The organism is Pedobacter ginsenosidimutans (assembly GCF_001442625.1).
In the GTDB taxonomy this organism is placed as follows: Bacteria; Bacteroidota; Bacteroidia; order Sphingobacteriales; family Sphingobacteriaceae; genus Pedobacter; species Pedobacter ginsenosidimutans.
This window is the reverse complement of the sequence record NZ_LMZQ01000008.1, coordinates 40,631-59,203: the sequence shown is the minus strand read 5'-3', so window position 1 is coordinate 59,203 and position 18,573 is coordinate 40,631. Positions and strand designations below refer to the sequence as shown.

The following is an 18,573-nucleotide window of genomic DNA, read 5'->3' as shown; positions in this document are numbered from 1 at the left end:
TATTCAAGTTAATAAAGATTTACATATCTTACATCTATTAATTACTAAACTTAATCTATATCTATGAAAAAACATTTAAGCTTAATGCTCGGCCTTGCTTTGTCCGCAACTTTTACCTTTTATGGCTGTAAAAAAGACAGCATCATTGAACCAGAGAAAGAACTAGAGACTTTTTCAGGTAAACCTAATGCATCAGCGAATGTTCCGAATTGGGAATCTTACGCAAAAAGTGAATTATTCCCCTACGGAGATGGTACACAATGGAAAACTCTGATTCCTTGGGACGGTTTCACTATACAGATGGCACATGTACAACTACGTGAAGGATATGCTGTTGGATATGCCGTTGCGGTTATTGGTGGAACTCCAGAATATCCAACTGGAGAAGTTGGTACTCTTTTAGGGAGTGATCCCGGTAATAGTAGTGAAAGTGCATCCAGAATATTTGCCTATACTCGGATAGATTGCGGGTCGCCTACTGTGCAAAAAATTACAAGTACTTGGAGCAGTATGACCTTTAACGGAAAAGACGATGCTGGAGAAACTTTTACAGTTTTTCTTAATCAGTTTCAACAAACTAACAGTTGGTTAGTTGACCATCCAGAGGATAAGTTTGATGTTGCAGAAAAATATTATGATAGAACATTTAATCCAGCAATTCAAAAAGTTAAAATTACTAGAATTGGGTTTCAAGGTTTTGGACATTGTACTCTTGGACCACCAAAACTAGTGACATTTAAACTTGCTGCGCTGAAAGATAGTCAAGGTGTAATTCATTATTATATTGCACATCCAAATTTTAAGGAGCCTTCGATAACTCCACCTCCATCAGAATGGATTGAGTAATAGTTTAGTTTGGGGATGGTCGAGAGATCACCCCTTTGTAATTTAAAGTCAAATCCATAGTGCCTATATTTTATCAAAATATCTCGTCGCAAGCACATAGAAATAGATTTAGATGGACTACCAAAATACTCGGAGCGGAAGTTTAAAGGAAAAAAATCCAGAGTCGATTTAAACAATTAATGAATAAGCCATGAACCAATGACTAATGAATCGGTTTTCAGTCTACAGTTGCCAATTTGCAGTAACAATAATCAATATGAAATACTTGCAACTACAAATAGACCTCTACGATTCCATCAAAACCACCTCAACCCCAAATTTTCGTAAAAAGTCTACACCTTCATCGCTGGGCAAACCTTTGTAAGCCGCATACGATTTAGAATAATACACCAATTTAATTCCCGACGACAGAATCAAACGGGCACAGGCAATACAGGGCGATAAGGTGGTGTATAAAGTACAGCCTTCTATTTTCGATCCGTTTTTAGAAGCATACAGGATTGCATTCTCCTCAGCGTGTAAGGCTAAAGAGCAACTTCCCTTACTATCACGCGCACAGCCATGTTCTGGCCATTCCTCGTCGCAATTGTGCGTACCAGCTGGCGGGCCATTGTAGCCAATAGAAATAATACGGGTATCTTTTGTGAGCACTGCACCTACATGTGCACGTACGCAATGCGAACGGGCTGCCAAATCGGTGGCAAGGTTCATAAATATCGAATCGAAACTTGGTTTATCTGCCATTATAAAAATCAAAAAAGCCACAAAGAAATAAATCCCTGTGGCTGCAAAATTACTTTATTAAAAATTAATGTCCGCCAGAAAGTTTCTTATCGAAAGAAATTCCCTGCGATCTTAAAATCCCACTTACTCTCCAGGCATAAAATGCCAGGTAAGCAAAACAGATAATACCAACCACATAACTGTATTGGATACCTGTAAATTCTGATACTGCACCTTGTGCCCAGCTAATAATACCACCGCCCATAATCATCATAATTAAGAAGCTACTTCCCTGACTGGTGTGTTTACCTAAACCGCTTACTGCCAAGGTAAAAATACAAGGCCATAAAGTGCTACAGAATAAGCCTACACTGGTAATGGCATAAACACTTACCATTCCTTTGGTAAACATTCCGATTAATAGTGCAGTAATACCAATTGCCGAAAAAATCAATAACATTCTGGCTGGATTACCTTTACTCGCCATATCAGCAGCAATTAACACCAATATAATCAAACCGTATACATAAAATGGAGCAAGATCATGTTTTGCAATGGCATTTACGGCTAAGAAAATACCAAAAGCTAAATATGGTGCAATAAAACGTAATACTTTTTGTGTGCTGATATTATCAGTAAAAGCTTCAACAGCACCTGTCCAACGTCCAATCATCATACTTGCCCAATATAACGAGATATAAGGTGCAATATCTTTTATGGCAAATCCTAAATCTTTCTCCATATAAGCAGGCAGGTTACTTGCGGTAGAAACCTCAACGCCTACGTAAACAAAAATAGCAATCATGCCCAAAACCAATTGTGGGTATTGCAAAGCAGATCCCTTAATCGATTTAGTATCATCAACCGAGGCTTCCACCAAAGCAGGTCGATCAGGCAATGATGACATTTTCAAGAAAATAGCAACGGCAATAAAAGCAACTCCCAAAATTAGATATGGAATTTTAACACTTTCTACACTGATATTGGTAGATGCATTTGCTGCAGAACCGAAAATAGCAAAACTCACAATTAGCGGGCCGATAGTAGTACCAAAGTTATTGATACCGCCAGCCAAGGTTAAACGTTGCGAGCCGGTTGTAATCGGACCTAATGCAATTGCCAATGGATTCGCCACTGTTTGTTGTAATGAAAAACCCAAGGCTACGATAAACAAACCCGAAAGCATTAAAGGGAACGAGTGAAGGTTTGCCGCTGGATAAAACAATAAGGTTCCAAGTGCAGAAATAACCAGGCCAAGCGCAAGCGAATTTTTATAACCCAGTTTGTTTACAATATCTTGTCCTATTATAACAGAAATACCGTTATAAATTAAAGCGCCAACTGTGTAAGCTATATAAAATGCCAATGAAACCAATTGACTTTCGGCTTGCGATAAATCAAAAGCTTTTTTAAATACCGGTATTAAAATGTCATTACTGGCGGCTACAAAGCCCCAGAAAAAGAATACCGTAACCAAAGGAATAAATTGCCCCCACTTGGTTTGTGTTTGTTCTGAACTCATTTTTTAAATTTAGTTTTAGTGGCTCTAAACATAAATAAAAAAAAAATGAAAACCAGTAAATTTTATGCAACCTATGCAACAAAAATAAATGTTATATGTTTAGGTATAAAATTGCATATTCGCATATTATAAACAATACAATGCATGTTTGAAGCCATATTACTAGGTATAGGAGCAGGGATTATTTCGTCGTTTTTAACAGGGCCGGTATTTTTTGCAATGATCAAAACCAGCATAGAGAGGGGCTTCAAAGCTGGGTTTTCTTTAGCTGTTGGCGTAATTATTAGTGATGTGATCTTAATTGGATTAGTCCTTTTTGGGAGCCAGTTTTTCGATTATAAAGCAGAATTTGATAAATATGTAGGCACCATTGGGGGCCTGTTTTTGTTAGCCGTAGGTATATATTACCTGGTTTCTAAAATAACAGTGCACTATAATAGTTCAACGCTTCAAAAGGTAAGTAAACGGGGTTATGTGATAAAAGGTTTTTTAATGTGCATCCTCACTCCTTCTACCTTAATGTTCTGGATTATTGTAAGCGGAATCATCTCGGTTAAACTGAACAACATGCTGAACGAAAAACTAGTCTGCTTTTTTATCGCCATGGCCACCCAATTGAGCATAGACGGTGCAAAGAGTTTTTACTCCAGCAAACTCCGTTATAAAATAAAAGAAGATGCACTGAAGAAACTCAATAAAATTGCCGGGGTAGTTATTATCTTCTTTGCCTTCTGGCTGATCATTAAAACTTATCTGAAGTTTTACGCATAGGTTTTTACCAAAGATTATAAACAAATCGCAGTATACACGTTTTGTTGTTAGCCACGGAAACACAGAACACACGGAATTTCTTCATGTTTTGTCACCCTTGGCGGAGTCGAAGGGCAGACAAAAATTACTAAACAGTTTTTTGTTTTTTTTGAAAAGCAGGTACAATGCTGTTATTAAGCGTTAGTCCTGCCTATGCTGCAAGTCCTCACTCGTTCCTCGCTCCGGGCTTTACGCGAATGTCAGGTTTAGATTGGGGAAGACAGTAGTAAAATCTACATATCCCTTGAAAGATCCTGAGATGAATTAAGGGTAATGTAGAGAGCAACGATGTCGCCCTGAGCGGAGTCGAAGGGCTCTTCTCCAGTGTTCTCTCTGGCAGAAAATGAGCGCAAAAAAAATAGCCCATATAAAATATGAGCTATTTGTTATTTAAAATATTTTAGGGATTAATAAGCCCTTTGGTTGTTTCCTTCTTTCCAGTTAACAAAAGCTTTATTAACCACTTTGTTTCCACCCGGGGTAGGATAATTTCCTGAGAAATACCAGTCTCCTTTATTTTTCGGACAAGCTTCGTGCAGGTTCTCTAAACTTTGATAAATTACTTCAACCTCAGCAACAGTGCCTTTTGGCGTAATAATCTGTGCAATTTTAGCCGAAATTTCTTCTGGAGTAAACGGTTTATAAATTTCCTTAACGTGATTTACAATTTCCTCTTTTGGTAAAAGTAACGAAGCTTTACATTTGGTGTAAACATCTTCTATCACCTGCCACATACCACGCTCCGTTAACAGTTGAATAGCCGCATCGAAAGCAACGAACTGCCCCATCCTACTCATATCGATACCATAACAATCAGGGTAACGGATCTGAGGTGCAGAAGAAACAATAATGATTTTCTTAGGATGTAAACGGTCAACAATTTTAATGATACTTTGCTTTAAAGTTGTACCACGTACAATCGAATCATCCAATGCAACTAAAGTATCCTGGTGGTTATTGATAATACCATAGGTAGTATCGTAAACATGTGCAACCATTTCGCTACGGTCTGCGTCCTGAGTAATAAAAGTTCTCAGTTTTACATCCTTAACCGCAAGCTTTTCTACACGGGGTGCTAAAGATAACAGGTCTTCAAGCTGCTGATCTGTTAATGTTTCTTTTTTATGTAAAAGTATATCTTTCTGGTGCCTGCGCACATATTGCTGAACACCATCAACCATTCCGAAAAAGGCTACTTCTGCCGTGTTTGGAATAAATGAGAATACTGTATTTTTTAAATCGTAATTAACGGCCTGAAGGATTTTATCGCTTAATAAACGGCCTAACTGTTTACGCTCGCGGTAAATTTCTACATCACTTCCTTTTGAGAAATAGATGCGCTCAAACGAACAAGATAATCTTTCGGTAGGCTCGCGGAACTGCTCCATGCTTACCTCGCCGTTTTTCTTGATAATTAAAGCATGCCCAGGATCGATCTCTTTAACATCTTTAAACTGGATATTAAATGCGGTTTGTAAAGCTGGCCTTTCCGATGCCGCTACAACAATCTCATCATCGTAATAATAATACGCCGGACGGATACCTGCCGGATCGCGCATAATGAACGAATCGCCATTACCCACCATCCCACAGATCGAATAACCTCCATCCCATGTTTTGGCTGAGCGGCGAAGAATGTTCGCAATATCTAAGTTATCTGATATTTTGTGCGTAATTGCAACGTTATCATGTCCTTCCTTTTTATACTGATCGAAAAGCTCCTGATTTTCATCATCTAAAAAGTGACCGATTTTTTCCAATACCGTTACGGTATCTGCTTTTTCTTTTGGATGTTGACCTAACTCGTACAATTGCTCCAATAACTCATCTACATTCGTCATGTTGAAGTTACCCGCAATAACCAGGTTACGTGTCATCCAGTTGTTTTGCCTTAAAAAAGGGTGGCAATTTTCGATGCTGTTTTTACCATGTGTACCATAACGCAAATGGCCCATTAACACCTCGCCGATAAAGCTTACGTTGTTTTTGAGCCATTCTGTATCCTGCATTAATTCAGGCGTGTTTTCCTGGATATCGACAAATTTGTTCTGTACATATTCGAAGATATCTGCTACCGCATTAGATGCCATGCTCCGGTATCGGCTAATGTACCTACTGCCCGGTTTCATATCCAGCTTAATGGTGGCAATACCTGCGCCATCCTGGCCCCGGTTATGCTGTTTTTCCATTAAAAGGTATAATTTGTTAAGGCCGTAAAGTGCTGTACCGTACTTTTGCTGGTAGTAAGAAAGTGGTTTTAACAGGCGAATAAAAGCGATTCCGCATTCGTGTTTTATCTGATCACTCATTGTGTGGGTTTGAAGCCGCAAAGTTATCCTTTTAAACCATTACAACCTAAACAAAAGTGTTTTCTTTTGTCACCATGACGTTATTTTGATTCAACTAAAACAGCGCACAATTGTAAGAATTAGGCTACAAATGTTAAATTATCTAGAATTAATCTAAATAATTTTGTTAAAAACCGTCAAAAACCCATCTTTGCGGAATCATTAGAATTAGTCTAATTAAGATTACAGGGTTTGAGAAAGTTTTTAAAAGTTTTTATTGTGTTGATTATCTGCGGGTATGCATCAGTTGCATTAGCACAAAATGTTGTTTTAAAGGGTAAGGTCGTTGACGAAAAAAATCAACCAATACCATTCGCTATTGTTAATCTTACCAATATCCAAAGATATACCTATACTGATACGTTGGGCAATTTCAGCTTTTCCATTCCATCAAAAACTCAGTTAACCGATTTCGAATTTAAAATAAGTTATGTTGGTAAAAAAGCCATCGAAGCTAAACTTCCTTTCGCAAGTGCGGCCTCTTCTTTAATTTTTAGAATGCAGGATTTAAGCCTTACACTTAAAGATGTGGAGGTAAACCAAGTAAGAAAAACCCAAAACTCCAACTCATCTATTGTTTTTGACAGGCAGGCACTTGAACAGACTCAAGCATTTAGTTTAGCCGACGTATTAAACAATTTACCCGGCAAAAAATTAGTTGCTCCGGATTTACAGAACCCACAAACGATTACCTTACGCAGTGAGGCCACCGGAATACAATCGTTAAGCAATTCATTGGGTGTTGCTATTATTATAGATGATATTCAGCAATCGAACAATGCCAACATGCAAAATAAAAATGTAAGTAAATGGGGGGTTGGCTCTACAATTAATAGTGTACCATATGGCAGCTTTGACACCCCATTTGGCGGCTTAGATTTAAGAGACATCCCCGTTGATAACATTGAAAGCGTAGAGGTAATACAAGGAGTTACACCTGCTAAATACGGAGATTTAACTGATGGCGCTATAATCATAAACAGGCAGGCAGGAAAAACGCCTTATCAATTCAGTGCGCGAATTAATGGTGGTTCAACTAACTTCTCTCTTTCTAAAGGCTATAAACTCAATAAAAGATGGGGTGCACTAAATTTCAGCGCCAATTATCTTAATTCAAATGAAAATCCAAGCGATAAAACCAAAGTATACGATCGCTTAAGCGGTAATATAATGTGGACAAGTTACTTACTTAAAGGATTAAAAAACACATTATCTATTGATTATAGTTATAAAATTGATAATGTAAAAATTGATCCTGATGATGGATTTGAAATTAGAACCTATTCAAAGTCTAGAAATTTAAGCGTAAGCAATCGAACCTCTCTTAACATCAACAATAATGTTGTTAAATCTCTAAACATGAGTTTAGGATATAGCTCGGGTTATCAAGAAACTTACAACCAAAGATATTTAAATGGCGCTACTAAAGGGATAACTGATAAGGATACCTCTGGAGAAATTTATGAAGGCTATTTTATCCCAGGAAACTATTTATCTGTAGAAAACATAGCAGGTAAACCGCTAAATTTTAATGGGAACATTGGATTATCAAATGAAATCTATACCGGAAAGTTACTACATCAAATTACTATAGGTGGTAATGCTTACTATTCACGAAATGCAGGAATGGGAGTAATTGTAGATCCATCAAAACCGAGGTGGGCAAATACAGCTTATCAAAATGATAGGCCATACGATTTTGAGAGCTTACCTGATATTATTAATTATGGTGCCTATTTACAAGATAATTTCAAATTTAAATTCTTCAAAAAGGATCTAAATTTCAATCTGGGACTGAGGTATGATGTACAAAATCAGCAGGGAAATATCCAACCAAGATTAAGTGCGAATTACAAGCTAAGTAATGACATTGAGGTTAACACTGCTTATGGAATCTCAACCAAAGGTCCTACCCTTGCCCATCGTTACCCGGCGCCAACTTACATTGATTTGATTCTCCTTAATAAATACACCGGATATGTAAATGAAAGTATCCTTCTTGTTTATACAGACCGCATTGTTGCTGATAACAGTAACCTGAAATCGAGTCAATCTAATCAGTTCGAGTTAGGCTTTAAAATGACCAAACCACTTTTCAGCACCTCTTTATTTGGTTATTATAAACACGATTTTAACGGTTTTAGCGATAATACAGTTTATAAAACATATGTACTTCCTGAATACGATTATACCTATGTACAAGGAGCCAGGCCTATTGTAACTCCAAATAGCTCTTACAGTAGGCGGTATGTTGGTATTAATACTGTTGGCAACGATTTAGATTCTAAAAACTATGGTTTAGAATGGTCCTTATCATTTAAAAAAATTGAGGCAATCCAAACCAGCTTTAGTTTAAATACTTCTTTTAATTATAGTCTATATCATAATTCGGCTCAGAGGGTAATACCAACTAGTCAGGCAAATATCGATTTAGGGAAAGTAGCCTGGTTTGGAATTTACCCAGCCAATGAATATTATAATTGGAATTTAATGAGCAAATTTAGTGCAACTACACATATTCCGAAATTGGGTTTTGTAGTTAATCTTCTTGCTGATATCTCGTGGCAAACCGTAAGTAAAACGCTTGCAGATAGCTATTTACCTATAGCTTATTACGATATCGATATGGTAAAACATGATATTCCAGCCTTTGACCGAAATAACGCCGAATATGGTTACTTAAGCTTAACATCAGCCGCAAACAGCAAAACCAGACTACCATTTTCATATGTAAACATGTCTATTCGCATTTCAAAAGAAATCAAACAGAATTTAAGAATATCAGTAAACGCATATAATTTTTTAAATGTCAGGTATAGATACTATAACCCTGATACCAATTCAGTTACCACCTATTCATATCCAACAAGCGTTGGAGCAGAATTATCAATTAAATTTTAATTATGATGAAAAAATCCCTACTTCCCTTCTTAGCCTGCCTGGTTATATTTTTGGCAGCTTGTAAAAAAAATGCCCTTGATGAAGTGCAACCGGTCCAAGCTACTTTTCAATTAAGCTTTGATGCAGCGACAAAAGATCTAGGATTATCTTTAACCGGAACTGAGATTACCTTGACCAATAAAATGGATGGCACAATAAATAAGGCCAAGGCAGATAAAGATGGTAAAGTTGTTTTTGCAAGCATAACCCCTGGAAATTACAGCGCTGTAGCAAGCTTAACCATTAAGGCAGCAGACTATACCACTCTCACAGGAACATATATTGTTCAAGATATTGTATTTAATGGCAGTTTAGAAACTAATGTTACAGCAAGTAATGGGGCTTTAGCCATAACATTAAAATCAGGAACTCTAGGCAACTGGGTAATTAAACAGGTTTATTATGGTGGCTCTAGTACCACAAATGGTGCAGTTTTTAGAGATCAATTTATAGAAATATTTAACAATTCTAATGAAGTATTGTATGCTGATAGCCTATACATTTCTATGGTGCATGGAAAAAGTACAAAAGTATCAGGCGTAGATGTAACACAACCCGCTTTTCAATCTAATGGACAATTTAACTGGGCCAATTCATTGAATATGAAAGCAGCCAATCCTAATACCGATTATGTGTATTTGAAAACATTATATATGATTCAGGGTACAGGTAAAACGTACCCTGTGCAACCAGGCACAAGTATTATCATTGCTCAGAATGCACTTAATCACAAAGCCTCTTACGTTGGACCAACGGGAACAGCATATTCGGTAAAAGACCCAAGTTTAACAATTGACCTGAGTAAGGCAGATTTTGAAGTCTATTATGGAGATATAGCTGGTAATACCCCGTATGCTTCTGACATAGACAATCCTTTAGTTCCAAACTTAAAAGTTCTTAATACAGGGTATATCAGCGATATGGTTTTTAATTCGAACGGATATGAGGCAGTTGTTATTTTCAAAACAAACACAAATCCTTCATTATTACTGGCATATGCTGAGCCTGAAGCAACTGCAATTACTAGCGCAACAAAGCTATATTTACAGCTTCCAATAAATTTAATTATAGATGGGATAGATATTGCACATACTACAACTGCCAGCCGTGCTGCAAAAAGAATTCCTGATGCCGTAGATGCCGGTTTTACTTTTACCGCAGGAGGTTCTTATTCATCGCAGTCCGTAATCCGTAAAACTTCAACCACAGCCGGCGGTAGAAGAATCTTAAAAGACACCAATAACTCAACAGCAGATTTTGATTATCTGACTATTGCAGATCCAACAAAAACCGTTTTTAAGTAAAAAAAGTGAGGTTTCTAATAACAATCAATTTTATCATATTCTTTTCTGCAGTTGTTTGTGCACAAACAACTGCAGATAGTATCTTTTTGGATAAACAGGCAGACCAAAATTTCCAATCTTTAAAGTGGGGCATTACTCAACTCCATAATACTGATATTGAAAAAGCAGCATATTTTGGATTGAACTACAATTATCAAAAAGGCCATTTCAGACAAGCACAGCAAGCTGAAAAATCAAGTTCCGCGTCTTTTGCTACAGAAGGGGTTAGCACTATAGATCGTTTTAAGCTTTATGGCTATTTCTCATTTGCCAGAACCTGGCAGGATAGCCTAGCTTTTAGTCAAAAAGGAATTGAAGACAACTACACCCCGTATTATTTTATTGCTGGTAAAGCAGGTACATTTGAGCGCCAGAAATACCTGGGTGGTGGTTTAATATCTTATAACCTTTTAAAGGATAAACTTTTCATTGGAACAGGAATAGATTACCTATACAATTCTAGCGCTAGATCAGTAGATCCAAGATCATTGGTAACAACATATAAGATAGTTTTTAGCCCAGAAATAGCATTAAAACTTAAAAAAAGCACGATTGGTTTAGGAATAATAGCAGGTTATGGTGACGAAAAAATTGAGGTTGGTTATAAAAATGATAATTACGGAGGCTCACAACTTTACCCTGACAGAATATCATATTTAAATTTTGGTTATGGATTTTTAGAAATCAATACTACAAATTTCATAAGAAGAAATACTTACACAGGACTAAAATTAAATTATTCGGGAAAATTTTCTGATTGGAATATGAATGGAAAGTTGAGCTATTTGGTTTCTAAAGAAGTAAATCAACTTGTTAAAGATAACTCCATAAACGATCAGGATTTCGGAACGTATCAGTTAGAAACTTATAAAATAAATTTAGTCCTGAACAAAAGGATTAATAAAACAAATCATCAAGTTTCAATTGAAGCAAGTCAGAACACGGGCGATGATAATCTGGTGCGTTTAAATGCAAGAAACTATACCTTAAAAGTAGCTGATGTTAGTTTAAGTTACAGTCATTTTAAACCACAATTTAATAACAATGCCGTCGCCTGGTTTGCTAAAGCAAATTATAAGGATTTTTATCAGAAAGATGCCGCGGCTAGCCACACTTTACAATATAGCTATATAAATCCACAAATTGGCGGAACGATATATTGGAATAAGTTAAAAGGTGATTTTTTATCAACTGAACTTTCTGTAGGAGCACGTGTTCCAATTAATTCTGATGTAATTGTTCCAACAACTCAGATAAATATTTTTACACGTGGGGTGGCCTATCCAGATTATTTATACTGGAGCAGCAATGTTGGTGAATTACAATTTTTAGTTAATTATACCACAGAAAAATTAATCAATAAATTCCGAACAGGAGTTTCTTTTAAATCTACCTATTTCAGAAACTTAGGAACGCCAACATCAAATTTAGATGCAACCTTTATCCCGGGCAAAAATTATTTTGATTTCAATTTAGCCCTAAACCTATATTTTTAACCCATGAATAAAATTTTTGCCCTTCTTGCTTTAGCCCTTACCGGATTAATTCTATTTTCTTTTCAATCAGCTGATTTTAATGACGACGATGAACTGAGCATAGATAGCCTGCGCAAAGTTTATTCAAAACCTACCGATCAGTGGCCCAAACCTACGGTAGATCAGGGTGCCGTTTTTCAGGAATTGGGAGAGCTTCCACCCTCTCCTGTTGATTTAAAAAACGACTCGGTAAAAAATGTAGTGGAGCTGGGTAAAATTTTATTTTTCGATCCGCGTTTGTCGGGTTCGAACCAGATTTCGTGTTCGAGCTGCCATGCACCAGATTTACATTGGACAGATGGCCGTCAGGTTTCTGTAGGTCACGATCATTTAACCAATATCAGAAATGCACCATCACTGGAGAATGTTTGGTTTTACAAACGCCTGTTCTGGGATGGCAGAGCGGCTAGTTTAGAAGAGCAGGCCGGCAGTCCGGTGGCGGCCCATAACGAGATGCACCAGGACATGAAAGTTTTACCCAAAAAACTCGGTAAAATTAAAGGTTATCAGCCTTTTTTCACGGCTGCATTTGGCTCAAAAGAAATTACCAATAAAAGGATTTTCGAAAGTCTGGCTACTTTTCAACGCAGTATTGTGAGTAGAAGAACCCCTTTTGATCGTTTCCTGGCTAGAGACAAAAAAGCGTTGACTGATCAACAATTAGTCGGCTTACATTTATTCCGCACCAAAGCACGCTGCATTAATTGTCATAACGGACCATTTTTTACCGATAACGAATTTCACAATGATGGTTTAACCTATTATGGCCGTAAATATGAAGACCTAGGGTTATACAATGTAACCAAGAAACCAGAAGACGTAGGTAAGTTCAAAACTCCCGGACTGAGAAACGTTATGAAAACGGCTCCCTGGTTTCATAATGGTTTATTCCCTGATATGGATGGCGTAATGAACATGTACAATGTGGGTATGCCGATACAACGTGTGAAACCGGAACAGGTAAATGATCCTTTACTACCTAAAAACGATAAGCTATTAAAAGGGTTAAAATTAAGTATTGCAGAAAAAGATGCAGTTGTTGCCTTTTTAGAAGCATTATCTTCTCCTACAGTACTGACCAGGGTAGCGCAATTGCCACAGTAATTAGCCTGGAGTGTTGAGTTGGGCGTTTAGAGGCAGTTAAACGACATTCAGTATAGAACAGCCAGCGAAAGGGCTGTATTTAATTACCCCTGCTTTACCTGTTCTTTACCCTTTGTTGCTACCAGGTTAACCCCAAGATAACCCCAGGGTTACCTTTTCTTTACCCTGGCTTTACCTAAAAGGTAAAGCCAGACGCTGCTTTGGGGCTTTCTTCGGTGAGTCAGGGTCAATGCTGTCCGCCAGCAAGTACGAAGCGCACCCGATCAAAAATGGTCTTAAAATACATTCCTACCTGTCTTGAAAAGCATAGCTTTGCCAAAGAACATCCTCAATCCGTTAACATTTCATTTTAGTGAACAGTACTAACCATACATCGGTTGCCAGTTATAATTTGCATTTGACAGTTAACCGATTCCAGCTGGCGATTGGCCGTCAACAATCAAACAATCCGGCTATTTAACAATCCATTACATCTTATCCGATTTCAAGGGCTCCCCGAAAAAAATAGAGGCGTGTTCATCAAAAACTGCAGGATCACCGCTGGTATAGAAATGTCTTTCACCCTGTTTAGCTAGTTTTTCTTCGATCTCAGAATGTCGCTTTAAATAATCAGCTAAACTATTGGCTACAATCTCGCCTTGCGTTAAAACGCTTATATGGCTTGGGAATACGTTCCTTAGTTTAGGCATTAATAAGGGGTAGTGTGTACAGGCCAGTAATACACAATCGATAGCTGCCGATTGGTTAAGTAATTGATCGCAATACTCACTTATAAAAAAATCTGCGCCGGGTTGTAAGTGTTCGTTGTTTTCGATCAGTGGAACCCACATTGGGCAGCTTTGCTGGTAAACCTTAATCTCCGGAAAAAATTTATTGATCTCTAAAAGATAAGATTGAGAATTAACCGTACCTCTGGTTCCCATTACACCTACCGATTTAGTGCTCGTATAACCATTAATTACCTCAGCTGTAGGCCTGATTACGCCAAGCACTCTTCTATCAGGATACTTGCTTGGCAAATCCTTCTGCTGGATTGTCCTAAGCGCTTTTGCAGATGCTGTGTTGCAGGCCAGGATAACCAAATGGCATCCTTTAGCAAAAAGCCATTCTACGCATTCTAAAGTATATTTATAAATGGTCTCGAAGGAATGGTCGCCATAGGGAGAACGGGCATTATCGCCTAAATAGATATAATTGTAATCGGGCAATTTATCGGCAATAGAACGAAAAACCGTTAAACCACCATAACCTGAATCGAAAATACCTATGGGCGAAGCCTTCATTGTGTTGGAAAGTTATAGATAAATATTGAAAAGTTGAATCTTTAAAACGGTCTTCTTCCTGAACTTGTTTTATTAGTCGTTATTATTGTTTTAAAGGCCTAATAGCTACTTCGTGGTCAGGATCTGCTACGCTGAAGTTAAAAATCAAAGATGCTGAAATAAATTCAGCATGACGAAACTGTGTAAACAAAAAAACGGAACTAAGTTAAACTTAATTCCGCTTTATATTTTGAACTGGTAAGGAGATTTTGGGCTCCTTACTCTAGATTCAGAACTACTTTTTAGGTGCTGCTGGTTTTGCAGCAGTTGCAGTGATTCCTAATTTAGTTTTTACTGAAGCAGTAATATCATCACCACCATCCCAGAAAACTAAATTGTTACCACCTTGTCCGTTCGCGATATCGAAAACGTAAGCTAAACCTTTTTCTTTAGCTACAGCAGAAATTGCAGTTGCAACTTTAGCCTGGATAGGTTGGAATAATTCACCTTGTTTAGTACCTATATCTTGTGAAGCTTTAGTACGCGCATCAGTAATGCGTTTTTCTAAATCCTGTAGTTCCTGACCTGCAGCTTGTAATTCTTTACCCACTGTTTCTTTGTTAGCCTCACTCAAAGTTTTTTGCTTAGCTTCTGCAGCAGCCATTTTACTTTGATATTCTTTGATCATTGCATCAATATCGGCTTGCTTTTGTTTACCTAAGGTTTCTAAAGTAGTTTGAGCTGTTTTAGCCTCTGGTAAATTTGCAAATACCTCCTCAGAATTAATGTGACCCAATTTTTGTTGTGCACTTGCCATATTCGCTGTAAACAATAACCCTGCTGCTACAAAGAATACGTTAATTAACTTTCTCATCGTTTTATTTTACTTTTTTATTTTTTTCTAATTGTTTTTCTTCAAAAATCAGGGGCGAATATACTAATTATTTACAGTCCCTGGTTTATAACCTAATTTTACAATTACGTCATTACTAACATCGTAACTGCTACTTGCATAAATCATCATTGTTGCTTCACTGCTCTTATCGAAAATAAAGTCTAAATATTTAGATTTTGCAATCTGTTTAATCGCCTCGGCTACTTTATACTGAATGGGTTTAATTAATTTTACCCTGCTTTGAAAAAGATCCCCATCTGGCCCAAACTTAGAACGTTGAAATTCTTTAGCTTGTTTTTCTTTTTCTATAATCTCGTTTTCACGGCGCTTGCGCATATCATCGGTTAACAAAACCTGATCGGCCTGATAAGCTTTGTACATCCTGTCAATTTCAGAAAAATTCTGATCTACCTGTTGCTGCCATTGTTTAGAGGCAACATCTAATTGACTTAATGCCGATTTATATTCTGGTAAATGCTTTAAAATATACTCCGTGTCTACATAAGCAAACTTCTGTGCAAAGGCACCGAAAGAAGTGCAAAGCAGGAATGCGATAAAAAGATACTTCTTCATTTGTGTGTGTGTTAATGATATAGTTAATAACCTAAGCTTTCTTTAAACTCCTATTGCAATGATTTATTGCATAATTAGTTAATTTTTTGTTCTTTATCAATTAAAATCCACCTAATTGTTGTGCGATACTAAATGTAAAGTTTTGCTTTCCTCCGTCTGATAGACCAGGTATGGTATCAAACGCATGTCCATAATCGATACCCAACAAACCAAATATAGGAAGGAAGATTCTTGCGCCTACACCTACTGATCTTCTCACGTTAAAAGGATTAAAATCACCAAATCTGTTCCAGGTGTTACCAGCCTCAGCAAAGGCCAAAACGAATGCTGTGGCTTGTTGGCTTGCAATAACCGGATAACGGGCCTCTAATACATATTTAGTATAAATTGGGCTACCTGATTGCTGTGCTACGGCCGGATCGGATCCATTCGGAATAACAGCATTGTTTGCGTAACCACGCATCGCGATCAGCTCAGATCCCTGCAAGAAATCGAATCCCTGCATCCCATCACCACCCAATTTAAAACGCTCGAATGCTGACTGCCCAACTGCTTTGTTATATTGTCCTAAGAAACCAAACTGTGCCTGAGCTTTGATTACCAGGTTACCGGCTACACGTTGATACCATTGTGAATCGAATTTCCATTTATGATATTCAGTAAAGCGATATTTCTCCCTGTCAGATGCCGTTGCATAGTTTGTTTTATTTAACAATGAAAATGGAGGCGTTGCCTGAATGGTGAAACGTAAGAATGATCCAGATTTAGGGAAGATTGGCGAATCTCTTGAATCGCGGCTAATCTCCTGTGATAAGCTTATATTATAAGATGTACCCGTATTGAATAAATATCCTGAATAGTTATTTAAGATATACTGTTGTACACTCACGGCATGGCTTAACTGGAAATAGTTATCTGGCCAGTTTAATCTTCTACCCAAACTAACCGTTACACCGTTTAAACGTATTTTTTGAAACTGTGCGTTATCAGAACTTAATCCATTAGATTGTAATGAAGTAAACGCGCTCACACCAAAACTTACTGGTTTCTCGCCACCAAACCAAGGTTGTGAAAATGAGAAACTATACGATTGGTAATATTTACCATTGGTTTGTCCACGTAAGCTTAATTTCTGCCCATCACCTTTTGGCAATGGTTTGTAAGCTTTTAAATTAAATAAGTTACGTAACGAAAAGTTATTGAAAGTTAAACCTAATGTACCAATGATACGGCCACCACCAAAACCACCTGATAACTCAATCTGATCGGAAGGTTTCTCTTCTACAGCATATTCAATATCTACAGTACCATCTGCCGGGTTAGGACGAGGTGTAGGTACAGTTTTAGACTCGTCGAAGTTACCCAATTGACCGATTTCGCGGATGGTACGGATCAAATCACTTTTGTTAAATTTCTGTCCTGGTTTGGTACGGATCTCACGTAAAACAACTTTATCGTTTGTGATGGTATTACCTTTTAAAGTAATGCGGTTGTTGGTATACTGTGGTCCTTCGTACATGCGTAATTCCACATCAACAGTATCGCCATAAATTTTGGTCTGTACCGGATCGATATTAAAAGTTAAATATCCATTATCGGTATACATACTGTTAATGTCGCCACCGTTTTCGCCACCACCGTTTAATTTTTTATTTAATTTTTCTTCACTAAAAACATCACCTTTTTCGATGGTTAATACTTTTTGCAAAATACTATCCGGATAAATGGCATTACCTGCCCAGGTAATATTACCGAAGTAATATTTTTTCCCTTCGTAAAGGTCCATCCTGATGTTAACCTTTTTCTTGTTGTGCTGGTAAATGGTATCCTTTAATAATTCAGCATCACGATAACCTTTCTCGTGCATTTTGGCAATCATTTTTACCTTATTCTCTTCGTATTTCTCTTTTGCGAATTTTCCGGAGCCCCAAAAGCGCCACCAGGCAAATTGTTTAGGGGTTTTAAGGTATTTTCTAAGTTTTGCTGATTTAAAATCTTTGTTCCCGGTAAAATCGATGTGCTGTACTTTAACACGGTGACCTTTATCGATATTTGCTTCTAATACCACACTGTTTTCTGCATTCGGATCTTTACGCGTTTTGTAATCGATCTGGGTAAAGAAAAAGCCCTTATCCAATAAGTATTTTTTAACAATGGCTGAGGTGGTGTTGTACAGGTTATCATTTACGATTTTACCTGTTTTATCATTTAGCTTTTCTTGAATTGCAGTTTTTTCAGATTTACGGATACCTTTTAAATCGATAGAACTTAAACGCGGGCGCTCCACTACTTCAATTTCAAAATAAACCGAATCCTGAACAAATTTTTCGATGTTAAGTTTAACATCATCAAACAATCCCTGCGCCCACAACGTTTTAATTGCCTCAGAAGTTGCCTCGCCAGGAAGAACGATTTTATCGCCTTTAGTCAGTTTAGATAAGGTAATTAATACTTCTTTATCTAAATACTGGGTTCCGGTTACCGTGGTACCGCCAATGATGTATTCTTTTGGACTAAAATAATCGAGATCTAAGCCACCAACCTTTAAAGAAGGGGTTACCGGTGCCTGACCTTGTGGACGTACTTGAGCGAAGGCCGGAGCGGCTAAAACTAGTAGGATTAAAACTTGAAATATTCTTTTCATTAAAATTATTTGTTCAGTAATGGCCAAA

At 37.4% G+C, this 18,573-nt stretch carries 13 protein-coding genes; 6 read left to right on the top strand and 7 right to left on the bottom strand.

Going from position 1 to position 18,573, the window contains the following annotated elements:
- Positions 1–63: 63 nt before the first annotated feature.
- Complete coding sequence (locus ASU31_RS13265) at positions 64–846, top strand: hypothetical protein (RefSeq protein WP_057932787.1); 783 nt, start codon at positions 64–66, stop codon at positions 844–846.
- Positions 847–1,131: 285 nt separating this feature from the next.
- On the opposite strand, the gene ASU31_RS13260 is transcribed toward ASU31_RS13265, so the two are convergent.
- The gene (locus tag ASU31_RS13260) at positions 1,132–1,590 is read right to left on the bottom strand and encodes a deoxycytidylate deaminase (protein ID WP_029274099.1); all 459 of its coding nucleotides are present in this window, start codon (positions 1,588–1,590) and stop codon (positions 1,132–1,134) included.
- A 64-nt stretch (positions 1,591–1,654) separates the two neighbouring features.
- The gene (locus ASU31_RS13255; RefSeq protein WP_057932786.1) at positions 1,655–3,091 is read right to left on the bottom strand and encodes an MFS transporter; all 1,437 of its coding nucleotides are present in this window, start codon (positions 3,089–3,091) and stop codon (positions 1,655–1,657) included.
- 144 nt (positions 3,092–3,235) lie between these two features.
- Here ASU31_RS13255 and ASU31_RS13250 point away from each other — a divergent pair, with 144 nt between their 5' ends.
- Positions 3,236–3,862, top strand: a complete 627-nt coding sequence (locus ASU31_RS13250; protein WP_057932785.1) for a LysE family translocator — start codon at positions 3,236–3,238, stop codon at positions 3,860–3,862.
- A gap of 446 nt (positions 3,863–4,308) precedes the next feature.
- Here ASU31_RS13250 and ASU31_RS13245 read toward each other — a convergent pair whose 3' ends face one another.
- On the bottom strand, positions 4,309–6,210 hold the full coding sequence (locus ASU31_RS13245) for an amidophosphoribosyltransferase (protein ID WP_057932784.1): 1,902 nt from the start codon (positions 6,208–6,210) through the stop codon (positions 4,309–4,311).
- A gap of 231 nt (positions 6,211–6,441) precedes the next feature.
- On the opposite strand from ASU31_RS13245, the gene ASU31_RS13240 reads away from it, so the two are divergent.
- From ASU31_RS13240 to ASU31_RS13225, 4 genes are read left to right on the top strand one after another with little or no spacing between them, the layout of a single operon-like run.
- Positions 6,442–9,150 (top strand): TonB-dependent receptor, encoded by a 2,709-nt coding sequence (locus ASU31_RS13240; RefSeq protein WP_057932783.1) that lies wholly within the window; start codon positions 6,442–6,444, stop codon positions 9,148–9,150.
- Between the two features lie 2 nt (positions 9,151–9,152).
- Positions 9,153–10,493: a DUF4876 domain-containing protein gene (locus ASU31_RS13235; protein ID WP_057932782.1), complete on the top strand. Its 1,341-nt coding sequence runs from the start codon at positions 9,153–9,155 to the stop codon at positions 10,491–10,493.
- 5 nt (positions 10,494–10,498) lie between these two features.
- Complete coding sequence (locus tag ASU31_RS13230; protein WP_157258004.1) at positions 10,499–12,028, top strand: DUF6850 family outer membrane beta-barrel protein; 1,530 nt, start codon at positions 10,499–10,501, stop codon at positions 12,026–12,028.
- A gap of 3 nt (positions 12,029–12,031) precedes the next feature.
- The gene (locus tag ASU31_RS13225) at positions 12,032–13,171 is read left to right on the top strand and encodes a cytochrome-c peroxidase (RefSeq protein WP_057932780.1); all 1,140 of its coding nucleotides are present in this window, start codon (positions 12,032–12,034) and stop codon (positions 13,169–13,171) included.
- A 467-nt stretch (positions 13,172–13,638) separates the two neighbouring features.
- Here ASU31_RS13225 and murI read toward each other — a convergent pair whose 3' ends face one another.
- The 4 genes from murI to bamA form a co-directional block, all read right to left on the bottom strand.
- Entirely contained in the window at positions 13,639–14,454 is an 816-nt protein-coding gene (gene murI / locus ASU31_RS13220; protein ID WP_057932779.1) for a glutamate racemase, read from the bottom strand.
- 274 nt (positions 14,455–14,728) lie between these two features.
- A complete protein-coding gene (locus ASU31_RS13215) occupies positions 14,729–15,307 on the bottom strand; it encodes an OmpH/Skp family outer membrane protein (protein ID WP_057932778.1) in 579 nt (192 codons plus the stop codon).
- Between the two features lie 63 nt (positions 15,308–15,370).
- A complete protein-coding gene (locus ASU31_RS13210) occupies positions 15,371–15,901 on the bottom strand; it encodes an OmpH/Skp family outer membrane protein (RefSeq protein WP_057932777.1) in 531 nt (176 codons plus the stop codon).
- Positions 15,902–16,001: 100 nt separating this feature from the next.
- Positions 16,002–18,545: an outer membrane protein assembly factor BamA gene (bamA, locus tag ASU31_RS13205; protein ID WP_057932776.1), complete on the bottom strand. Its 2,544-nt coding sequence runs from the start codon at positions 18,543–18,545 to the stop codon at positions 16,002–16,004.
- Positions 18,546–18,573 lie beyond the last annotated feature (28 nt).